Annotated in this window: 13 protein-coding genes and 1 riboswitch; of the genes, 1 reads left to right on the forward strand and 12 read right to left on the reverse strand. The window is 60.7% G+C overall.

Annotated features, from left to right (window positions below; genetic code table 11):
- Positions 1-95: 95 nt before the first annotated feature.
- Positions 96-307, reverse strand: a riboswitch (cobalamin riboswitch).
- 61 nt (positions 308-368) lie between these two features.
- The 3 genes from ACQZ5K_RS12105 to xylF form a co-directional block, all read right to left on the reverse strand.
- Positions 369-1151, reverse strand: a complete 783-nt coding sequence (locus ACQZ5K_RS12105) for an ATP-binding cassette domain-containing protein (RefSeq protein WP_059753655.1) — start codon at positions 1149-1151, stop codon at positions 369-371.
- Positions 1152-1169: 18 nt separating this feature from the next.
- Complete coding sequence (locus tag ACQZ5K_RS12110) at positions 1170-2483, reverse strand: sugar ABC transporter permease (protein ID WP_174057943.1); 1314 nt, start codon at positions 2481-2483, stop codon at positions 1170-1172.
- A gap of 243 nt (positions 2484-2726) precedes the next feature.
- Positions 2727-3767, reverse strand: coding sequence for a D-xylose ABC transporter substrate-binding protein (gene xylF, locus ACQZ5K_RS12115; RefSeq protein ID WP_020813430.1), 1041 nt, complete (start codon positions 3765-3767; stop codon positions 2727-2729).
- 242 nt (positions 3768-4009) lie between these two features.
- On the opposite strand from xylF, the gene ACQZ5K_RS12120 reads away from it, so the two are divergent.
- Positions 4010-5242, forward strand: coding sequence for an ROK family transcriptional regulator (locus tag ACQZ5K_RS12120; protein ID WP_174057944.1), 1233 nt, complete (start codon positions 4010-4012; stop codon positions 5240-5242).
- A 19-nt stretch (positions 5243-5261) separates the two neighbouring features.
- Here the strand turns inward: ACQZ5K_RS12120 and ACQZ5K_RS12125 are convergent, their stop codons facing one another.
- From ACQZ5K_RS12125 to ACQZ5K_RS12165, 9 genes are all read right to left on the reverse strand, one after another.
- The gene (locus ACQZ5K_RS12125; RefSeq protein WP_174057945.1) at positions 5262-6806 is read right to left on the reverse strand and encodes a glycerol-3-phosphate dehydrogenase; all 1545 of its coding nucleotides are present in this window, start codon (positions 6804-6806) and stop codon (positions 5262-5264) included.
- A gap of 172 nt (positions 6807-6978) precedes the next feature.
- Positions 6979-7395, reverse strand: a complete 417-nt coding sequence (gene mce / locus ACQZ5K_RS12130; RefSeq protein WP_174057946.1) for a methylmalonyl-CoA epimerase — start codon at positions 7393-7395, stop codon at positions 6979-6981.
- 13 nt (positions 7396-7408) lie between these two features.
- On the reverse strand, positions 7409-9550 hold the full coding sequence (scpA, locus tag ACQZ5K_RS12135; RefSeq protein WP_174057947.1) for a methylmalonyl-CoA mutase: 2142 nt from the start codon (positions 9548-9550) through the stop codon (positions 7409-7411).
- Positions 9551-9683: 133 nt separating this feature from the next.
- The gene (locus ACQZ5K_RS12140; RefSeq protein ID WP_174057948.1) at positions 9684-11687 is read right to left on the reverse strand and encodes an acetyl-CoA carboxylase biotin carboxylase subunit; all 2004 of its coding nucleotides are present in this window, start codon (positions 11685-11687) and stop codon (positions 9684-9686) included.
- Between the two features lie 4 nt (positions 11688-11691).
- A complete protein-coding gene (locus tag ACQZ5K_RS12145) occupies positions 11692-12090 on the reverse strand; it encodes a hypothetical protein (protein WP_174057949.1) in 399 nt (132 codons plus the stop codon).
- Positions 12091-12125: 35 nt separating this feature from the next.
- The gene (locus tag ACQZ5K_RS12150) at positions 12126-12686 is read right to left on the reverse strand and encodes an RNA 2'-phosphotransferase (protein ID WP_174057950.1); all 561 of its coding nucleotides are present in this window, start codon (positions 12684-12686) and stop codon (positions 12126-12128) included.
- A gap of 35 nt (positions 12687-12721) precedes the next feature.
- Positions 12722-13099, reverse strand: a complete 378-nt coding sequence (locus ACQZ5K_RS12155) for a hypothetical protein (RefSeq protein ID WP_003520841.1) — start codon at positions 13097-13099, stop codon at positions 12722-12724.
- Positions 13100-13202: 103 nt separating this feature from the next.
- Entirely contained in the window at positions 13203-14099 is an 897-nt protein-coding gene (yghU, locus tag ACQZ5K_RS12160; RefSeq protein WP_174057951.1) for a glutathione-dependent disulfide-bond oxidoreductase, read from the reverse strand.
- Positions 14100-14191: 92 nt separating this feature from the next.
- A complete protein-coding gene (locus ACQZ5K_RS12165) occupies positions 14192-15724 on the reverse strand; it encodes an acyl-CoA carboxylase subunit beta (RefSeq protein ID WP_125144905.1) in 1533 nt (510 codons plus the stop codon).
- Positions 15725-15792: the final 68 nt, after the last annotated feature.

A 15792-nucleotide genomic window follows, 5' to 3' on the forward strand; every position in this document is an offset into this window, starting at 1 on the left:
TACCCCATTTGGTTGTGGGGGCATGGGTAAAGCGGACGCGTGCAGGCCCGGCCTGTGCCGGACCATTGCAGCAACCACCGGGACACCCCGCCCGTGGACGTTATTTTGTCCTGGCAGGTCTCCTGGCTTACGGGTCGTCGCCTTTGTCCGTCTTCCCGGGGTTTACCCCAGTGACGTTTTGGACAAAGGCTCGCCGCTTACAGTTGCGGGGGCAGCTCCGGTCTTGCCGATCGTCGGCGCACCGGATTCCCTCTTAGCTCCGGGATCGAACAAACAAGCCCGGAGAACCATGACACCCGCATTTCTCACCACGGGCGTCACGATGTCAATAGACATAAAGAAATCTTTATATCTTTATTTCATTGAGTTCAGAGCGCGACCGCACCCGGCCCCGGCACCGCACCGGCCGGCACTTTGCCCAGAATGATCATGCCAAGCACCTCGTCCTTGGTGACATCCTGCGTGCGGGCATGGCCCACCACCTTGCCGTTCTTCATCACGAAGACCCGGTCGGCCAGATCGAAGACGTCGTGAATATCGTGGCTGATGAGGAAGATGCCGATGCCCTGCCGTTTCAGCTCCTTGACGAGATCGCCCACCTGCGCCGTTTCCTGCGGTCCGAGTGCTGCCGTCGGCTCGTCCATGATGAGGATGCGGGCATCGAACAGAATGGCGCGGGCGATGGCGACGGATTGCCGCTGGCCGCCCGAAAGCGCCTTCACCGGTTCCTTGAACCGCCGGAAATTGGGGTTGAGACGCCCCATGACCTCGCGGGCCGAGGCTTCCATGGCGACATCGTCAAGCGTGCCCCATTTCGTCTTCAGCTCGCGGCCGAGATAAAGATTGGCGGCCGCATCGACATTGTCGGCCACGGCCAGCGTCTGGTAGATGGTTTCGATGCCGTATTTCTTGGCGTCGCGCGGATTGCGGATATCCGCATCCTCGCCGTTGATGAGAATATCGCCGCCATCGCGCCGATAGGCGCCGGAGAGGATTTTGATAAGGGTCGATTTGCCCGCGCCGTTGTGGCCGAGAAGGGCGACCACCTCACCGGGGAAAAGATCGACAGAGGCGTTTTCCACCGCATGGATACCGCCAAAGGAAATGGAAATATTGCGCATTTCCACGAGGGGCGTGACTTGGTCCGTCATAGGAGTTCTCCTCGGTTCTTACTTGGCGCGGGCGCGGTAGATGGTGTCGAGCCAGACGGCGACGACCAGAACCACACCGACGACGATGCGCTGGAAGGGCGTATCGATGCCCACCAGCACCATGCCGGATTGCAGCGACTGCATGACGAGCGCGCCGAGCATCGCGCCCGCTATGGTTCCGACACCACCGGCAAGCGAGGTGCCGCCGATGACGGCCGCCGCGATGGTGTAAAGCTCGTCCAGCTCGCCCTGGGCATTGGTGGCGGCATTGAGGCGGGCGGTCGAGATGGCCGCCGCGATGGCGCACAGAACGCCCATCAGCGTGAAGATTTTCACCGTCACCCAGCGGGTCTTGATGCCGGCGAGTTCGGCCGCTTCCGGATTGCCACCGATGGCGAAGACATAACGTCCGAAGCGCAGCCGTGTGGCGATGAAGGTCATGACCGCACCCACGGCGAGCGCCATCAGCACCGGAATGGCGATGCCATGCGAAATGAACAGACCGCCTTCAGGCCAGGCGATGCCATTGGCATCGGCATAGTTGCGGGCGATGTTGACCGGCCATGGATAGCTGTTGACCACCGCCACGAAACCGATGACGACAAGGCAGCCGAGCGCGGCCAGAAAATATTCCGCCCAGACGGGCCGCAACGGAAAGCCGAAACGGCGGCGCTGATGGCGGGAATTCAGGATGGCCGCAATGATGGCGACGCAGGCGACGACGGCGGCGATCCAGCTCCATGTCGCACCAATCGAACCGCTGGTGCCGCCGCCCATCAGGCGGAAGGTGGAATCCATCGGCGCCACGGTGCGGCCGCTGGTGATGAACCAGGTGCCGCCGCGCCAGACGAGCAGACCGCCGAGCGTGACGATGAAGGACGGCACGTTCAGGAAGGCGATGATGGAGCCCTGCAACATGCCGATGGCGCCGCCAACGAAAATGCCGACCATAAGTGTGACGATCCATGTGGCCCAATGTTCGAAGCCGAGGATCTGCGGCAGGATTTCGGCCTGCATGACACCCATGATCATGCCGGAAAAACCGAGGATCGACCCGACCGAAAGGTCGATGTTGCGGGTGACGATGACGAGCACCATGCCGGTCGCCATGACGGCCACGGACGCGGTCTGCACGGAGAGGTTCCAGAGGTTTCGCGGCGTCAGGAACAGCCCGCCGGACAGGATATGAAATCCGATCCAGATCAGAAGAAGCGCGCCGACCATGCCGAGCAGCCTGGTATCCAGCTCGGTGGCGTTGATGAAGCGCGTTATCGAGCCTGTTTTTTCCGTCTTTTGCGACGTTGTGGAATTGGACTGGGTCATATCGGCCATGAACTGCCGGTGCTCCTCACATCTTAGAGCGCTTTCGCTTTTCCCTGAATCGCGAAAACGCTCCAACGCTTTGTTCTGGCACATTTCCGGACGGAAAACCGGGCTCCACTTTTCCTGGAAATGCTCTAACTCTTTGTTTTGCGCATTTCCGAACGGAAAACCGGGGCCCACTTTTCCTGGAAATGCTCTAAAAGGCGCCGCGCCATGAACCATGGCGCAGCGCCCGAACCGGGACCTATTCGATCAATCGCAGGCTTTGACGGTTCCGGCCTTCACACCCTGGCAGGCCGTTTCCTTCTTGATCCAGCCGGCATCGATGACGACGTTCAGATTGTCCTTGGTGATGGCGATCGGCTTCAGGAAGACCGACTGCATCGTGACCTTCTTCGGGCCGCCATCAAAGGCCGTGACACCCTTGATCTCCGTCATCTTCTTACCGCCGGCCAGTTCCAGCGCGATGCCGGCCGCTTCCTTGCCGAGTTCGCGGCTGTCCTTCCAGACCGACACCGTCTGCGTGCCGAGCGCGACGCGGTTCAACGCGGCGAAATCGGCATCCTGACCGGAAACGGGAACCGAACCGGCCATGCCCTGCGCGGCGAGAGCGGCGATTGCACCGCCGGCGGTGCCGTCATTCGAGGCGACGACCGCATCGACCTTGTTGTTATTTTTGGTCAGGAACTGTTCCATGTTCTTCTGGGCATTTTCCGGCTTCCAGCCATCGGTATAGGCTTCGCCGACATTCTTGATCTTGCCGCCGTCAATGGCCGCCTTCAGCACTTCCTGCTGACCGGCGAACAGGAAGTCCGCATTCGGGTCGGAAGAAGAGCCCTTGATGAAGACGTAATTGCCTTCGGGCTTCACCTTGAAGACTTCGGCAGCCTGCAGACGGCCGACTTCCTTGTTATCGAAGGTGATGTAGAAGGCGTTCTGGTTTTCGATCAGGCGGTCGTAACCCACGACCGGAATGCCCTCGGCAACGGCCTTTTCAACCGCCGGGCCAATCGCGTCGCTGTCCTGCGCCAGAATGATCAGCGCGTTGGCGCCCTGCGAGATCAGCGATTCCACGTCGGTCAGCTGCTTTGCGGCGGATGATTGCGCATCGGCGGAGATGTATTTCGCGCCGGCCTTGTCGAGCGCCGCCTTGATGGCCGCCTCATCCGTTTTCCAGCGTTCTTCCTGGAAATTCGACCAGGAAACGCCGACGACGAGATCGGCGGCCATGGCGGCAGTGTGCAGGGAAACGAGTACGGCCGTACCCGCCAGAAGCTTGGCAAAAGAATTCATGATGTCCTCCCGGTAAGGGCGAAGCCTGCACCTCCATGCAGGAAAAACGCCCGGAAAAAGCTGCCGGTCTCTGTGGTTTCACAATTTTCTCGACAGTCGAGAAAATTAATGTCAGAGATTCCCCATGCTGTCAACAACGGCTGCGGGCAGCATCCGGGTGCCTTGATCTTCGCTCTGGCATGCGCCATCAGAGTGGATCAGCACGACAGGAAAAAGGCCGTTCAGGGAGCATGCCCCAGCCCATGTCCGCCATTGCAAGTACGGAACTGGTGCGCCGGAAAAACAGCCTGTCGGTGATGGCGGCGCTGCGCCTGCACGGCAGCCTTTCCCATACCGACATGTCGTCTTTCACCGGGCTTGCCTCCGCGACCGTCTCCGCCATCACCACCGAGCTTGAGCGGGCCGGTCTCATTCTGCGGAAAGAGCAGCTCGCCACCGCCGGCCGTGGCCGGCCGCGCATTCTCTTCGGCCCGCGCGGCGCTTTCTGCCATGTCGCCATCGTCATCATCTCTTCCGACAGCGTGCAATATTCGCTGGTCGATTATGCCGGCAAGCTGGTGGACCGCTTCACCGAACAGAGGATTGCGGCTGAGAAAGGCACATTCGGTAGCGCGATCCTCGCCGGTCTCGCAAGACTTGCCGATCGCTCGCGCATCGACCGGCACGATATCCTCCAGGTCTCGATCAGCAGCAAGGGGCTGGTGGATGCGGCCGCGGCAACGCTTGTCTGGTCGCCGGTTCTCGGTGACGAAAGGATCGATTTCCAGCGGCTCGTTTCCGGCGACGGCCGCATTCGCGTGACGCTGAACAACGAGACGCTGCTGGCCGCAAAAGCCATCTGGATGCGGGAGCAGGCACGGGAAAACCCGGCGCCGGAGGCCCTCGTCACCCTGTCGCTCGGCCACAGCATCGGCCTTGGCATCGCCCGCTCGACGGGCGGCGCAATCGAGGTCAGCGCTCCCAATTTCGGCCATATGCTGCATCTGGCCGACGGCGCACTGTGCCGTTGCGGCACCAAAGGCTGTATCGAGGCCTATTGCGGGTTTTACGCCATCCTGCGTTCTGCTTTCGAAGCCCCGCCGCAGGCGGAACCGGCGAAATTCGTGCCGATCGCCGAGGTGGACAAGATCGCCGCCTCGGCCCGCACCGGCGCCCGCATGGCGCGTTTTGCCTTCCGCACCGCCGGGCTTGCTCTCGGCAACGGTCTTTCGCGCCTCTTCAGCCTGCATGGCCATATGCCGGTCTTCATCACCGGCCCCGGCACCCGCTATTTCGATCTTCTGGAAAGCGGCCTGCGCGACGGTCTGGCGCAATCGCAAGCGGTGCGTTTCGGCGGCATGCCGAAAATCGCCATAGCGCCCAACGAGCCGGAACTGGTGTTCGAAGGGCATATGGAACACGCGCTTTCAGCCGCAGACGACTATATCCTGAGCGCCGATGGCCCGGAGAGACCGGCGAAGAGTTCCGGGAGCTGACGGGGCAACCGGCGGATTTTCAGGCCCGCTCCGCCACGACTTCGGCCTTTTGTCCGCCACCCATCAGCACAGCCACGAAGTCATCGAGACCGGCAGCCTCGTCCTTGTTCAGGCGCAGGCCCTGTTTCGTGCGCCGCCAGAGAATGTCCTCGGCCGCGCAGGCCCATTCGTGCTCAACCAGCCAGCGCACCTCGCATTCATAAAGCGTGCCGCCGAAATGCCGGCCGAGGCCGGAGACATCGGTGGCGCTGCCCAACAGTTCCGCCGCCTTGGTGCCGTAGTTTCTGACAAGTCGCTCGGCATGGCGTCCGTCAAGGAAGGGATAACGGGAGACGAGCGCCCGCACCTGCGCCTCATATCTCTCAGCGCCGAAATCGCCGCCCGGCAGGTGGGAGCCCGCCGTCCACGGCTTGCCCTTTTCACCAATCGCCGCACCGATCTTTTCCAGCGCATGTTCCGCCAGTCGCCGATAGGTGGTGAGCTTGCCACCGAAAATATTGAGGAGCGGCGCTTCGCCTTCCCCCTCTTCCACTTTCAGCACATAATCGCGTGTCGCTTCCTGCGCTTTCGAAGCGCCGTCATCAAAAAGCGGCCGCACGCCGGAATAGGTCCAGACGATATCTTCCGGCCGGACCGGTTCGCTGAAATAGTCGCTGGCCGCGTTGCAGAGATAGGAAATCTCCTCCTCAGAGATGCGAACGCTGGCCGGATCGCTCTTGTAATCGCGGTCCGTGGTGCCGATCAGCGTGAAATCGCGCTCATAGGGAATGGCGAAGATGATGCGGTTATCAGGGTTCTGGAAGAAATAGGCGCGCGGATCGGAAAACTTCTTGCGCACGATGATATGGCTGCCCTGCACGAGCCGGACGTTGTGCACGTCGTTGCGGCCGAAGACGCCGGAAAGCACCTTGTCCACCCAGGGACCCGCGGCATTCACCAGCATGCGTGCTTTATGTGTCTCCGCACGTCCAGTTTTTTCATCCAGTGTCTCGATGAGCCACAACCCGCCTTCGCGCCGTGCGGAAACGACCCGCGTGCGGTTCATGATCGTCGCGCCGCGATTGGCCGCGTCGCGCGCATTGAGGACCACGAAACGGGCATCATCCACCCAGCCGTCGGAATATTCGAAAGCCCTGGCGAAAGCCGGCTTCAGCGGCTTTCCCGCCGGGTCCTTGCGAAGATCGAGCGTGCGGGTCGCCGGCAAAAGCTTGCGGCCACCGAGATTGTCATAAAGAAACAGGCCGAGCCGGACCATCCATGCCGGGCGCACGCCGCCTTTCTGGATGGGCAGGACGAAACGCATGGGCCAGATGACATGCGGGGCCATGGCCCAGAGGATTTCCCGCTCCATCAGCGCTTCGCGCACCAGACGAAACTCGTAATGTTCGAGATAACGCAGGCCGCCATGGATGAGCTTGGTGGCGGCGGAAGAGGTGCCGGAGGCAAAATCGCCTTTTTCCGCAAGCGCCACGGAATAGCCCCTGCCCACGGCATCGCGGGCAATGCCGCAGCCATTGATGCCGCCACCGATGACAAAAAGATCGAAAATATTCTCGCCGGACATAGAGCCTCCACGACAGCGTCGGGGGAGCGCGTCCCCATCGTTGAAAGACAATTGCCATAAAAACGAAAACAAAACGAATGTCAAAAGAAAACAAACGAAACACGTTCCGGCAAAGGCGAACGGCCGCTGCGCGCCGTTCACCGTATGGCCAGCCTCTTACGGGGTCTGTGTTTCAGCTATGTGTCGGGGAAACCTGCTCAAGCTCATAGAGCACGCCGCCCATATCCTTCGGATGCAGGAAAAGAACGGGATTGCCATGCGCGCCGATTTTCGGCTCTCCGTCCCCCAGAATTCGAACGCCCTTTTTGACGAGATCGTCGCGCGCCGCGACAATGTCAGGCACTTCGAAGCAGAGATGGTGCGTGCCGCCGCCCGGATTTCTCTCGAGAAAAGCGGCAATCGGCGAATTTTCGCCGAGCGGGTGAAGAAGCTCGATCTTGGTATTTTCAGCCTGAATGAAAACCACCGTCACACCGTGCTCCGGCAGGGATTGCGGTTCCGAGACATCTGCGCCCAGCTCCCTGTAACGGGCAATGGCGGCATTAAGATCGGGCACCGCGATGGCGACGTGATTTAGTCTTCCGAACATGGCCGTCTTTCCCTCACGCGTTGCGCCTGACGCCTTCGAGCAGGTCGAGCACCTTGTTGGCGGCATCCATGACATTGGTACCGGGGCCGAAAATCGCCGAGACACCGTGGTCGAGCAGGAACTGATAATCCTGCCGCGGAATGACGCCGCCCACGACGACGATAATGTCTTCCGCGCCCTTCTGTTTCAGCGCCTCGACCAGCTGCGGCGCCAGTGTCTTGTGACCGGCGGCGAGCGACGACATGCCGACCACATGCACCCTGTTCTGGACGGCGAGATCAGCCGCTTCAACGGGCGTCTGAAACAGGGGCCCGGCCAGCACATCGAAACCGATATCGCCGAAGGCGGAGGCGATGACCTTCGCGCCGCGATCATGCCCGTCCTGCCCGAGCTTGGCGACCATGATGCGCGGCTTGGTGCCGATCCTCTCAGCCACACCGGAAAGCCGGGCGGCGAGCGTGGCAAGTTCCGGCTCGTCCTTATAGGCCTCGCCGTAAATATCGCTCACCACCTCCGGCACGGCGGCATGGTCGCCGAAGGCCGCACGCAGCGCATCGGAAATCTCTCCCACCGTGGCGCGGGCGCGGGCGGCGACAACCGCGGCTTCGAGAATATTGCCCTTGCCGCTGCGGGCGACTTCGGAAAGTGCTGCCAAAGCGGCGGTCACGTCCTTGCCATCGCGGCGGCGGCGCGTTTCTTCGATGCGGCGGATTTGCGCGGCGCGCACGGCGGCGTTGTCGATATCGAGAACATCGATATCCTCTTCATTTTCGAGACGATAACGGTTGACGCCGACGATGACCTCTTCGCCCTTGTCAACTGCCGCCTGCCGGCGTGTGGCGGCCTCTTCGATCAGTCGTTTCGGCAGACCTTCGGCCACGGCCTTGGTCATGCCGCCAAGCGCCTCGACCTCCTCGATCAGCGCCCAGGCCTTCTCTGCCAGTTCATCCGTCAGGCTTTCGACATAATAGGAGCCGGCCAGCGGATCGACGACCTTGGTGACACCGGTTTCATGCTGGAGGATGAGCTGGGTATTGCGGGCGATGCGGGCGGAAAACTCCGTCGGCAGGGCAATCGCCTCATCGAAGGAATTGGTATGCAGCGACTGCGTGCCGCCGAGCACGGCGGACATGGCTTCAAAGGCGGTACGGACGATGTTGTTATAGGGATCCTGTTCCTGAAGCGAGACACCCGACGTCTGGCAATGGGTACGCAGCATCAGCGACGACGCCTTCTGCGGCTTGAACTCCTCCATGATGCGCGACCAGAGCAGGCGCGCGGCGCGCAGCTTGGCAGCCTCCATGAAGAAATTCATGCCGATGGCGAAAAAGAACGACAGGCGCCCGGCGAAATCATCGACATTCAGCCCCTTGGCCAAAGCAGCGCGCACATATTCGCGGCCATCCGCCAGCGTGAAGGCAAGCTCCTGCACCAGCGTCGCGCCCGCTTCCTGCATGTGATAGCCGGAAATGGAGATGGAGTTGAATTTCGGCATCTCCTTCGCCGTATATTCGATGATGTCGGCAATGATCCGCATCGAGGGTTCCGGCGGATAGATATAGGTATTGCGGACCATGAACTCCTTGAGGATATCGTTCTGGATGGTGCCGGAAAGGGCGGCGCGAGGAACGCCCTGTTCTTCCCCCGCAACGATGAAACTGGCGAGCACCGGAATGACGGCGCCATTCATGGTCATCGACACCGAGACTTTTTCGAGCGGGATGCCGTCGAACAGGATTTTCATGTCTTCGACGCTGTCGATCGCCACGCCCGCCTTACCGACATCGCCCTCCACACGCGGATGATCGCTGTCATAACCGCGATGGGTGGCGAGATCGAAGGCCACGGAAACACCCTGCTGACCGGCGGCGAGCGCCTTGCGATAAAAGGCATTCGAGGCTTCGGCCGTGGAAAAACCGGCATATTGGCGGATGGTCCAGGGCCGCCCGGCATACATGGTGGCACGCGGGCCGCGCGTGAAAGGGGCAAAGCCCGGCAGGCTGTCCAGATGGGAAATCTTCTGCAGATCGTCAGCCGTATAGAGCGGCTTGACCTCGATACCTTCGGGCGTGTGCCAGACGAGCGTTTCCGGTGAACGCTTCAGCTCTTTCTCGGCAAGCTGCAGCCAATCCCGCACCGTTTTTTCACCCGACATGCATCTCTCCCCTTCTGCATTTCATTTTAGCACTGTGGCCGGTGATCGTGACGAAAATCGAACGATCCGCCCGCAGGTCCGACCCCGTAAACCGCTCCGGCCCACATGCGTTCCGAAAAAACGGCAGCGGCCATCACTCGAATTCGAGGATGACTTCATCCACCGCGAGGCTGTCGCCCGGTTTTGCCGCCACTCTGGCAACGCGGCCGCGTTTTTCCGCACGCAGAATGTTTTCCATCTTCATGGCCTCCACCGTCGCCAGCGCCTGCCCGGCCTCCACCTCGTCACCCTCACCCACGGAAATATCGGTGATGACGCCCGGCATGGGGCAGAGCAGCAGTTTCGAGGTATCCGGCGGCAGCTTCTCCGGCATCAACAGCGCCAGTTCCGCCACACGCGGGCTGCGCACATGGGCACGAACATCCATGCCGCGCCAGCGCAGGCGGATCGCAGCACCTGCAAGATCGACCTTGGCGGCGATAACCTCACCCGCTACCGTGAACAGGCCGAGGCTCTGACCGGGAAGCCAGCCGGTATCGACGGTGAGCGCCGCCCCGTCTTCAAAATGGATCGCCGTGCCATCCGTGCCGGTTTCAACGCTAACCCTGTGGCGGGATGCGCCAAACGACACCACCCAGTCCTGACCGACAATGCGGCGGTGATTGCCGATCGTGCCGGAAATTTCGACCGCGCGGCTCTGCAGCCGCTGATGGATGATGGCGGCAATGGCGGAAAGCTGGCGCGCCGTGGCCTCATCCGGTTCCACGCCGGAAAATCCTTCCGGAAATTCTTCAGCGATAAAGCCCGTCGTGAGCCTACCGGCGCGGAAACGCTCATGCTGCATGACGGCCGACAGGAAGGGCAGATTGTGGCCGATGCCCTCCACCTCGAAACGATCCAGCGCCTGCCCCATGGCGTCGATGGCGGTTTCACGATCCTTGCCTAGAGCGCACAGCTTGGCGATCATCGGATCGTAATACATCGATATTTCGCCGCCTTCGAAGACGCCGGTATCATTGCGAATGACGGTGCCGTTCTCCTGTTCGCCCTCCTGTGGCGGACGATAACGCGTCAGCCGGCCGATGGAGGGCAGGAAGTTGCGATAGGGATCTTCGGCATAAAGCCGGCTTTCAATCGCCCAGCCATTCAGCTTCACATCCGCCTGTCCGAAGGAGAGCTTTTCTCCTGATGCCACACGGATCATCTGTTCGACCAGATCGATGCCGGTGATGAGTTCCGTTACCGGATGCTCTACCTGCAGGCGGGTGTTCATTTCCAGAAAGTAGAAATTCCTCTCGCCATCGACGATGAATTCCACCGTGCCGGCCGAATGGTAACCGACCGCTCTCGCCAGCGCCACGGCCTGCTCGCCCATGGCTTTGCGGGTCGCTTCATCCAGAAAGGGCGACGGCGCTTCCTCGATCACCTTCTGGTTACGCCGCTGGATCGAGCATTCGCGTTCACCCAGATAAAGTGTGTTGCCGTGCTTATCGCCCAGCACCTGAATTTCAATGTGGCGCGGCTGGGTGACGAATTTTTCGATGAAAATGCGGTCATCGCCAAAGGAGGATTTCGCCTCGTTTTTCGAAGACTGGAAACCCTCGCGCGCCTCGGCATCGTTGAAGGCGATGCGCATGCCCTTGCCGCCGCCGCCGGCCGACGCCTTGATCATGACGGGATAACCGATCTGCGATGCGATCCTCACCGCCTCATCCGCATCCTCGATCAATCCCATATGGCCGGGAACGGTGGAAACGCCCGCTTTCGCGGCCAGTTTCTTGGAGGTGATCTTGTCGCCCATGGCCTTGATGGCGCCAACAGGCGGACCGATGAAGACGACGCCCGCCTTTTCCAGCGCCTCGGCAAAAGCAGCATTTTCCGACAGGAAACCGTAGCCGGGATGGACAGCATCCGCCCCGGTCTTCGCGATTGCCTCAAGAATCCTGTCGATGACGATATAGGACTGCGACGAGGGGGCCGGGCCGATATGAACGGCCTCATCCGCTTGTCTTACATGCAGCACATTGGCATCCGCGTCCGAATAGACTGCGACAGTGGCGATGCCCATCTTCTTCGCCGTCTTGATGACCCGACAGGCGATCTCGCCGCGATTGGCGATGAGGATTTTCTTAATCATGCGGTTATTCTCCCCTCGCATCGTCATCGTCGTCGCGGAATTTCTTTTCATAGGGCATCATCAGGATCGCCGAGGCGGTGGCGGCCGCGCCGAACAGAGATGCGATGGGCATGACGACCAGCAGCACGGGCACGACCGGATTTGCGGCGCGGCCGATGTGCGCGCCCAAACCGCCAATGTCGAGAAAGATCAGCGCTGCACCGACGCAGACGCCGATCAGCACGCCGACCGCCGCATTGAGCGCCATGAACCTCAACATCTGCCGGTGATCAAGGCGTGCGGCTTCCGGCGTCATCCTGGGTTTGAGCTTACCGTTGCCGGGCTTGCGGGCACCGCCGCCACGCCGCTGCCTTAGCCAGCGATGCAGCCAATCCATATCGATCTGAAATATGCCGACACCCATTTCGCCTCCCTCCTCCGTTACCACACGTCAGCCCGTCACCCGTCGCTCTCCGCTGAGAAATCCTCGAACGGGGTCAGATAGGCAAATGGCACGGCGTCCGTCAGCCAAACGCCGTTGTCGGCTTGGTAGAAATTGCAGCCATCCGCAAACATCCGGCCGGCATCGACAATCAGGACCACGGGCTTTCCGTGCCGTTGTCCGACGGCAATCGCAGTCTTCCGGTCAGCGGAAAGATGAACCTGCTGCCTTTCCCCCGGACGCAAGCCTTCCCGCAGAATGGAATCGAGAAAGCGGGTCGCCGTACCGTGAAACAATTGCGGCGGCGGCTCGACTGGCGGCTGGCCAAGATCGACCTTAACGGAATGCCCCTGCGCCGCCCGGATGCGGCGGCCGTCTTCCGACAGCGTGAAGCGCTTCTTGTCGCTTTCTGCGACGACCGAAAAGAGGCCTGCCTCATCGAGCGGCGTGCCGCTCGCATTCGCTTTTGCCAACAGATCTGCGACATCCGCCCAACCCTGAGCATCCAGGGTCAGGCCGATACTTTCAGGCGCATGGCGCAGAACGTAACTCAGAAATTTGCTGGTCGCTGTCGACATCGAATTTCATTCCCCGTTGGCGGATGACAGCACACTCAAATCTCGAAGAAATTCTCGAAGGATTCCGGGAAGTTCTGCCGCGCGACGCGCTCATCGATCACCAGCATCGCCTGATAGGAAAGCGGATCGAAATTCTTTTCCGCCGGTACGACCTCGCGGCCGAAGAGCAGGTTGAGGCGGGCGGCGTCGAGATTGCCGCGCTCGAAGGGCTCGGCACCGAAATGGTGCCAGAGCGAGTGCAGGAAGGCGGCATCGATGCGATGCTCCTTGGTGTCGTTGCGCGCCCGGCGGGGTATCATCTTGATAGGCGTTACCCCTTTGGGGTTGGCGCGGCGGATGGTGAACTGGACGCCCGTGCTCGGCATGCCGGAGGGAAATCCCTTGTGTTTGGTCATTTCGGGCAGGTTCGCCATCTTTTGTCCTTCCAGAACATTTCCAGTAAAAGCTGCCTTGCTTTTACGTCCGGAAATGCGCCAATTCAAATAGTTAGAGCGCTTTTGGCGCTCTAATCTTTCTTTATGCCCTGCCGATCTTGTCCTGCGTCTTCGTCTCGAAGTCGGAGGCATCGTGGCGTTCATGCAATTGTTCGGACGGATCGCCCGAGGTCTTGTTGACGATCACGCCATGCTTGACCGCCGGGCGTTCGCCGATTTCGAGCGTCCAGCGCATGACGTTTTTGTAACCGTCCGCCTCAAGGAACGCACCGGCATCGCCATAGGCCTGACCGAGCGCGATCTTGCCGTACCACGGCCAGACGGCCATGTCGGCGATCGTATATTCCGAACCCGCCAGATAGCGGTTCTCAGCCAGATGCCGGTCCAGCACGTCGAGCTGACGTTTGACTTCCATGGCGTAGCGGTCGATGGCGTATTTGATCTTCACCGGCGCATAGGCATAAAAATGGCCGAAACCGCCGCCGAGGAAGGGGGCGGAGCCCATCTGCCAGAACAGCCAGTTCAGCGCCTGCGTGCGGGCATTGCCCTCTTTCGGCAGGAAGGCGCCGAATTTTTCCGCGAGATAAACGAGGATCGAGCCGCTTTCGAAAACGCGTGTCGGCTCAGGCGTCGAGTGATCCATCAGCGCCGGGATCTTGGAATTCGGATTGACGCCGACAAAACCGGAACCGAACTGGTCACCTTCGCCGATCTTGATCAGCCACGCATCATAGTCTGCGCCCTTGTGGCCGGCGGCCAGCAATTCTTCCAGCATGATGGTGACCTTCTGGCCATTCGGCGTCGCCAGCGAATAAAGCTGCAGCGGGTGCTTGCCGACCGGCAGTTCCTTTTCATGGGTGGGACCGGCAATCGGGCGGTTGATATTGGCGAACTGGCCGCCATTGCCCTTGTCCCAGGTCCAGACCTTGGGCACTTCATATCCGGCGGGGAAATTATCTGCGGAGGAATTCTCGGCCATGAAAATGTGTCCTTGTGCGTTTCGGGAGGACATCCGGACATCCGGGCGCCTGAACAAACATATAGTAAGGTGGCCGAAGCATTTTTCCAGTCTCAGAGCGGAATAGTGTCGTGTTTCTTCCAGCGGGTTTCCACGCTCTTGTTACGCAGCGACGCGAAGGCGCGGGCGATGCGGCGGCGCGAGGAATGCGGCATGATGACCTCATCGATAAAACCGCGCTCCGCCGCCACAAAGGGGTTGGCGAAACGCTCTTCATATTCCTTCGTGCGTGCGGCGATCTTCTCCGGATCGGAAAGCTCGGAACGATAGAGAATTTCCGCAGCACCCTTCGCGCCCATCACGGCAATTTCCGCCGTCGGCCAGGCGTAATTCACATCCGCGCCGATATGTTTCGAGGCCATCACGTCGTAAGCGCCGCCATAGGCCTTGCGGGTGATCAGCGTCACCATCGGCACCGTCGCTTCCGAATAGGCGAAGAGAAGTTTTGCGCCGTGCTTGATGACGCCGCCATATTCCTGCGCGGTTCCCGGCAAGAAACCCGGCACATCCACCAGCGTCAGCAGCGGAATGTTGAAGGCATCGCAGAAGCGCACGAAACGGGCGGCCTTGCGCGAACTGTCGATATCGAGGCAGCCGGCCAGCACCATCGGCTGGTTGGCGACGACGCCCACCGTCTGGCCTTCGAGACGGATGAAGCCGGTGATGATGTTGCGGGCAAAGGCCTCCTGCAACTCGAAGAAATCGCCCTCATCGGCCAGCGCGTGGATCAGTTCCTTCATGTCATAGGGCTTATTGGAACTATCAGGGATCAGCGTATCGAGACGTGCTTCCAGCCGGGCCGGATCGTCGTGGAACGGGCGCACCGGCGGCTTTTCGCGATTGTTCAGCGGCAGGAAATCGAACAGCAGCCGCACATGTTCCAGCGTTTCGATGTCGTTTTCATACGCGCCGTCAGCGACGGAGGATTTTTTCGTATGGGTGGAGGCTCCGCCCAGTTCTTCCGCCGTAACGATCTCGTTGGTCACGGTTTTAACCACATCCGGCCCGGTCACGAACATGTAGGAGGTATCGCGCACCATGAAGATGAAATCGGTCATGGCCGGCGAATAGACGGCACCGCCCGCGCAAGGTCCCATGATGACGGAAATCTGCGGCACGACGCCGGAGGCGATGACATTGCGCTTGAACACATCGGCATAACCGCCGAGCGAGGCCACGCCTTCCTGAATACGCGCGCCGCCGCTGTCGTTGAGGCCGATCACCGGCGCACCGTTGCGCACGGCCATATCCATGATCTTGCAGATCTTCTGGGCATGGGTTTCCGAGAGCGAACCGCCGAGCACGGTGAAATCCTGCGAAAACACATAGACCTGCCGGCCATTGATGGTGCCCCAGCCGGTGACGACACCGTCACCCGCCACCTTCTGCTCCGCCATGCCGAAATCCACCGCCCGGTGGGTGACGTACATGTCGTATTCTTCGAAGGAACCTTCATCCAGGAGCACGTCGATGCGCTCGCGCGCCGTCAGCTTGCCCTTGCCATGCTGCGCCTCGATGCGCTTGACGCCGCCGCCGAGCCGCGCCTCAGCGCGCCGCGTTTCCAATTGCTCCAGAATGCCGGGCATGTTTCCTCCATGCGTTATGCCAAGATCAATAGCCCAGAAAACATTCGCCAAGAAGCCTTGATCGTGCG

It is taken from the genome of Agrobacterium sp. 22-226-1 (genome assembly GCF_053522345.1).

Bases quoted from the DNA above. Each gene is read 5' to 3' on its own strand.
- ACQZ5K_RS12105 (WP_059753655.1), bottom strand. From the start codon at position 1,151: ATGACGGACCAAGTCACGCCCCTCGTGGAAATGCGCAATATTTCCATT.
- ACQZ5K_RS12110 (WP_174057943.1), bottom strand. From the start codon at position 2,483: ATGGCCGATATGACCCAGTCCAATTCCACAACGTCGCAAAAGACGGAA.
- xylF (WP_020813430.1), bottom strand. From the start codon at position 3,767: ATGAATTCTTTTGCCAAGCTTCTGGCGGGTACGGCCGTACTCGTTTCC.
- ACQZ5K_RS12120 (WP_174057944.1), top strand. From the start codon at position 4,010: ATGTCCGCCATTGCAAGTACGGAACTGGTGCGCCGGAAAAACAGCCTG.
- ACQZ5K_RS12125 (WP_174057945.1), bottom strand. From the start codon at position 6,806: ATGTCCGGCGAGAATATTTTCGATCTTTTTGTCATCGGTGGCGGCATC.
- mce (WP_174057946.1), bottom strand. From the start codon at position 7,395: ATGTTCGGAAGACTAAATCACGTCGCCATCGCGGTGCCCGATCTTAAT.
- scpA (WP_174057947.1), bottom strand. From the start codon at position 9,550: ATGTCGGGTGAAAAAACGGTGCGGGATTGGCTGCAGCTTGCCGAGAAA.
- ACQZ5K_RS12140 (WP_174057948.1), bottom strand. From the start codon at position 11,687: ATGATTAAGAAAATCCTCATCGCCAATCGCGGCGAGATCGCCTGTCGG.
- ACQZ5K_RS12145 (WP_174057949.1), bottom strand. From the start codon at position 12,090: ATGGGTGTCGGCATATTTCAGATCGATATGGATTGGCTGCATCGCTGG.
- ACQZ5K_RS12150 (WP_174057950.1), bottom strand. From the start codon at position 12,686: ATGTCGACAGCGACCAGCAAATTTCTGAGTTACGTTCTGCGCCATGCG.
- ACQZ5K_RS12155 (WP_003520841.1), bottom strand. From the start codon at position 13,099: ATGGCGAACCTGCCCGAAATGACCAAACACAAGGGATTTCCCTCCGGC.
- yghU (WP_174057951.1), bottom strand. From the start codon at position 14,099: ATGGCCGAGAATTCCTCCGCAGATAATTTCCCCGCCGGATATGAAGTG.
- ACQZ5K_RS12165 (WP_125144905.1), bottom strand. From the start codon at position 15,724: ATGCCCGGCATTCTGGAGCAATTGGAAACGCGGCGCGCTGAGGCGCGG.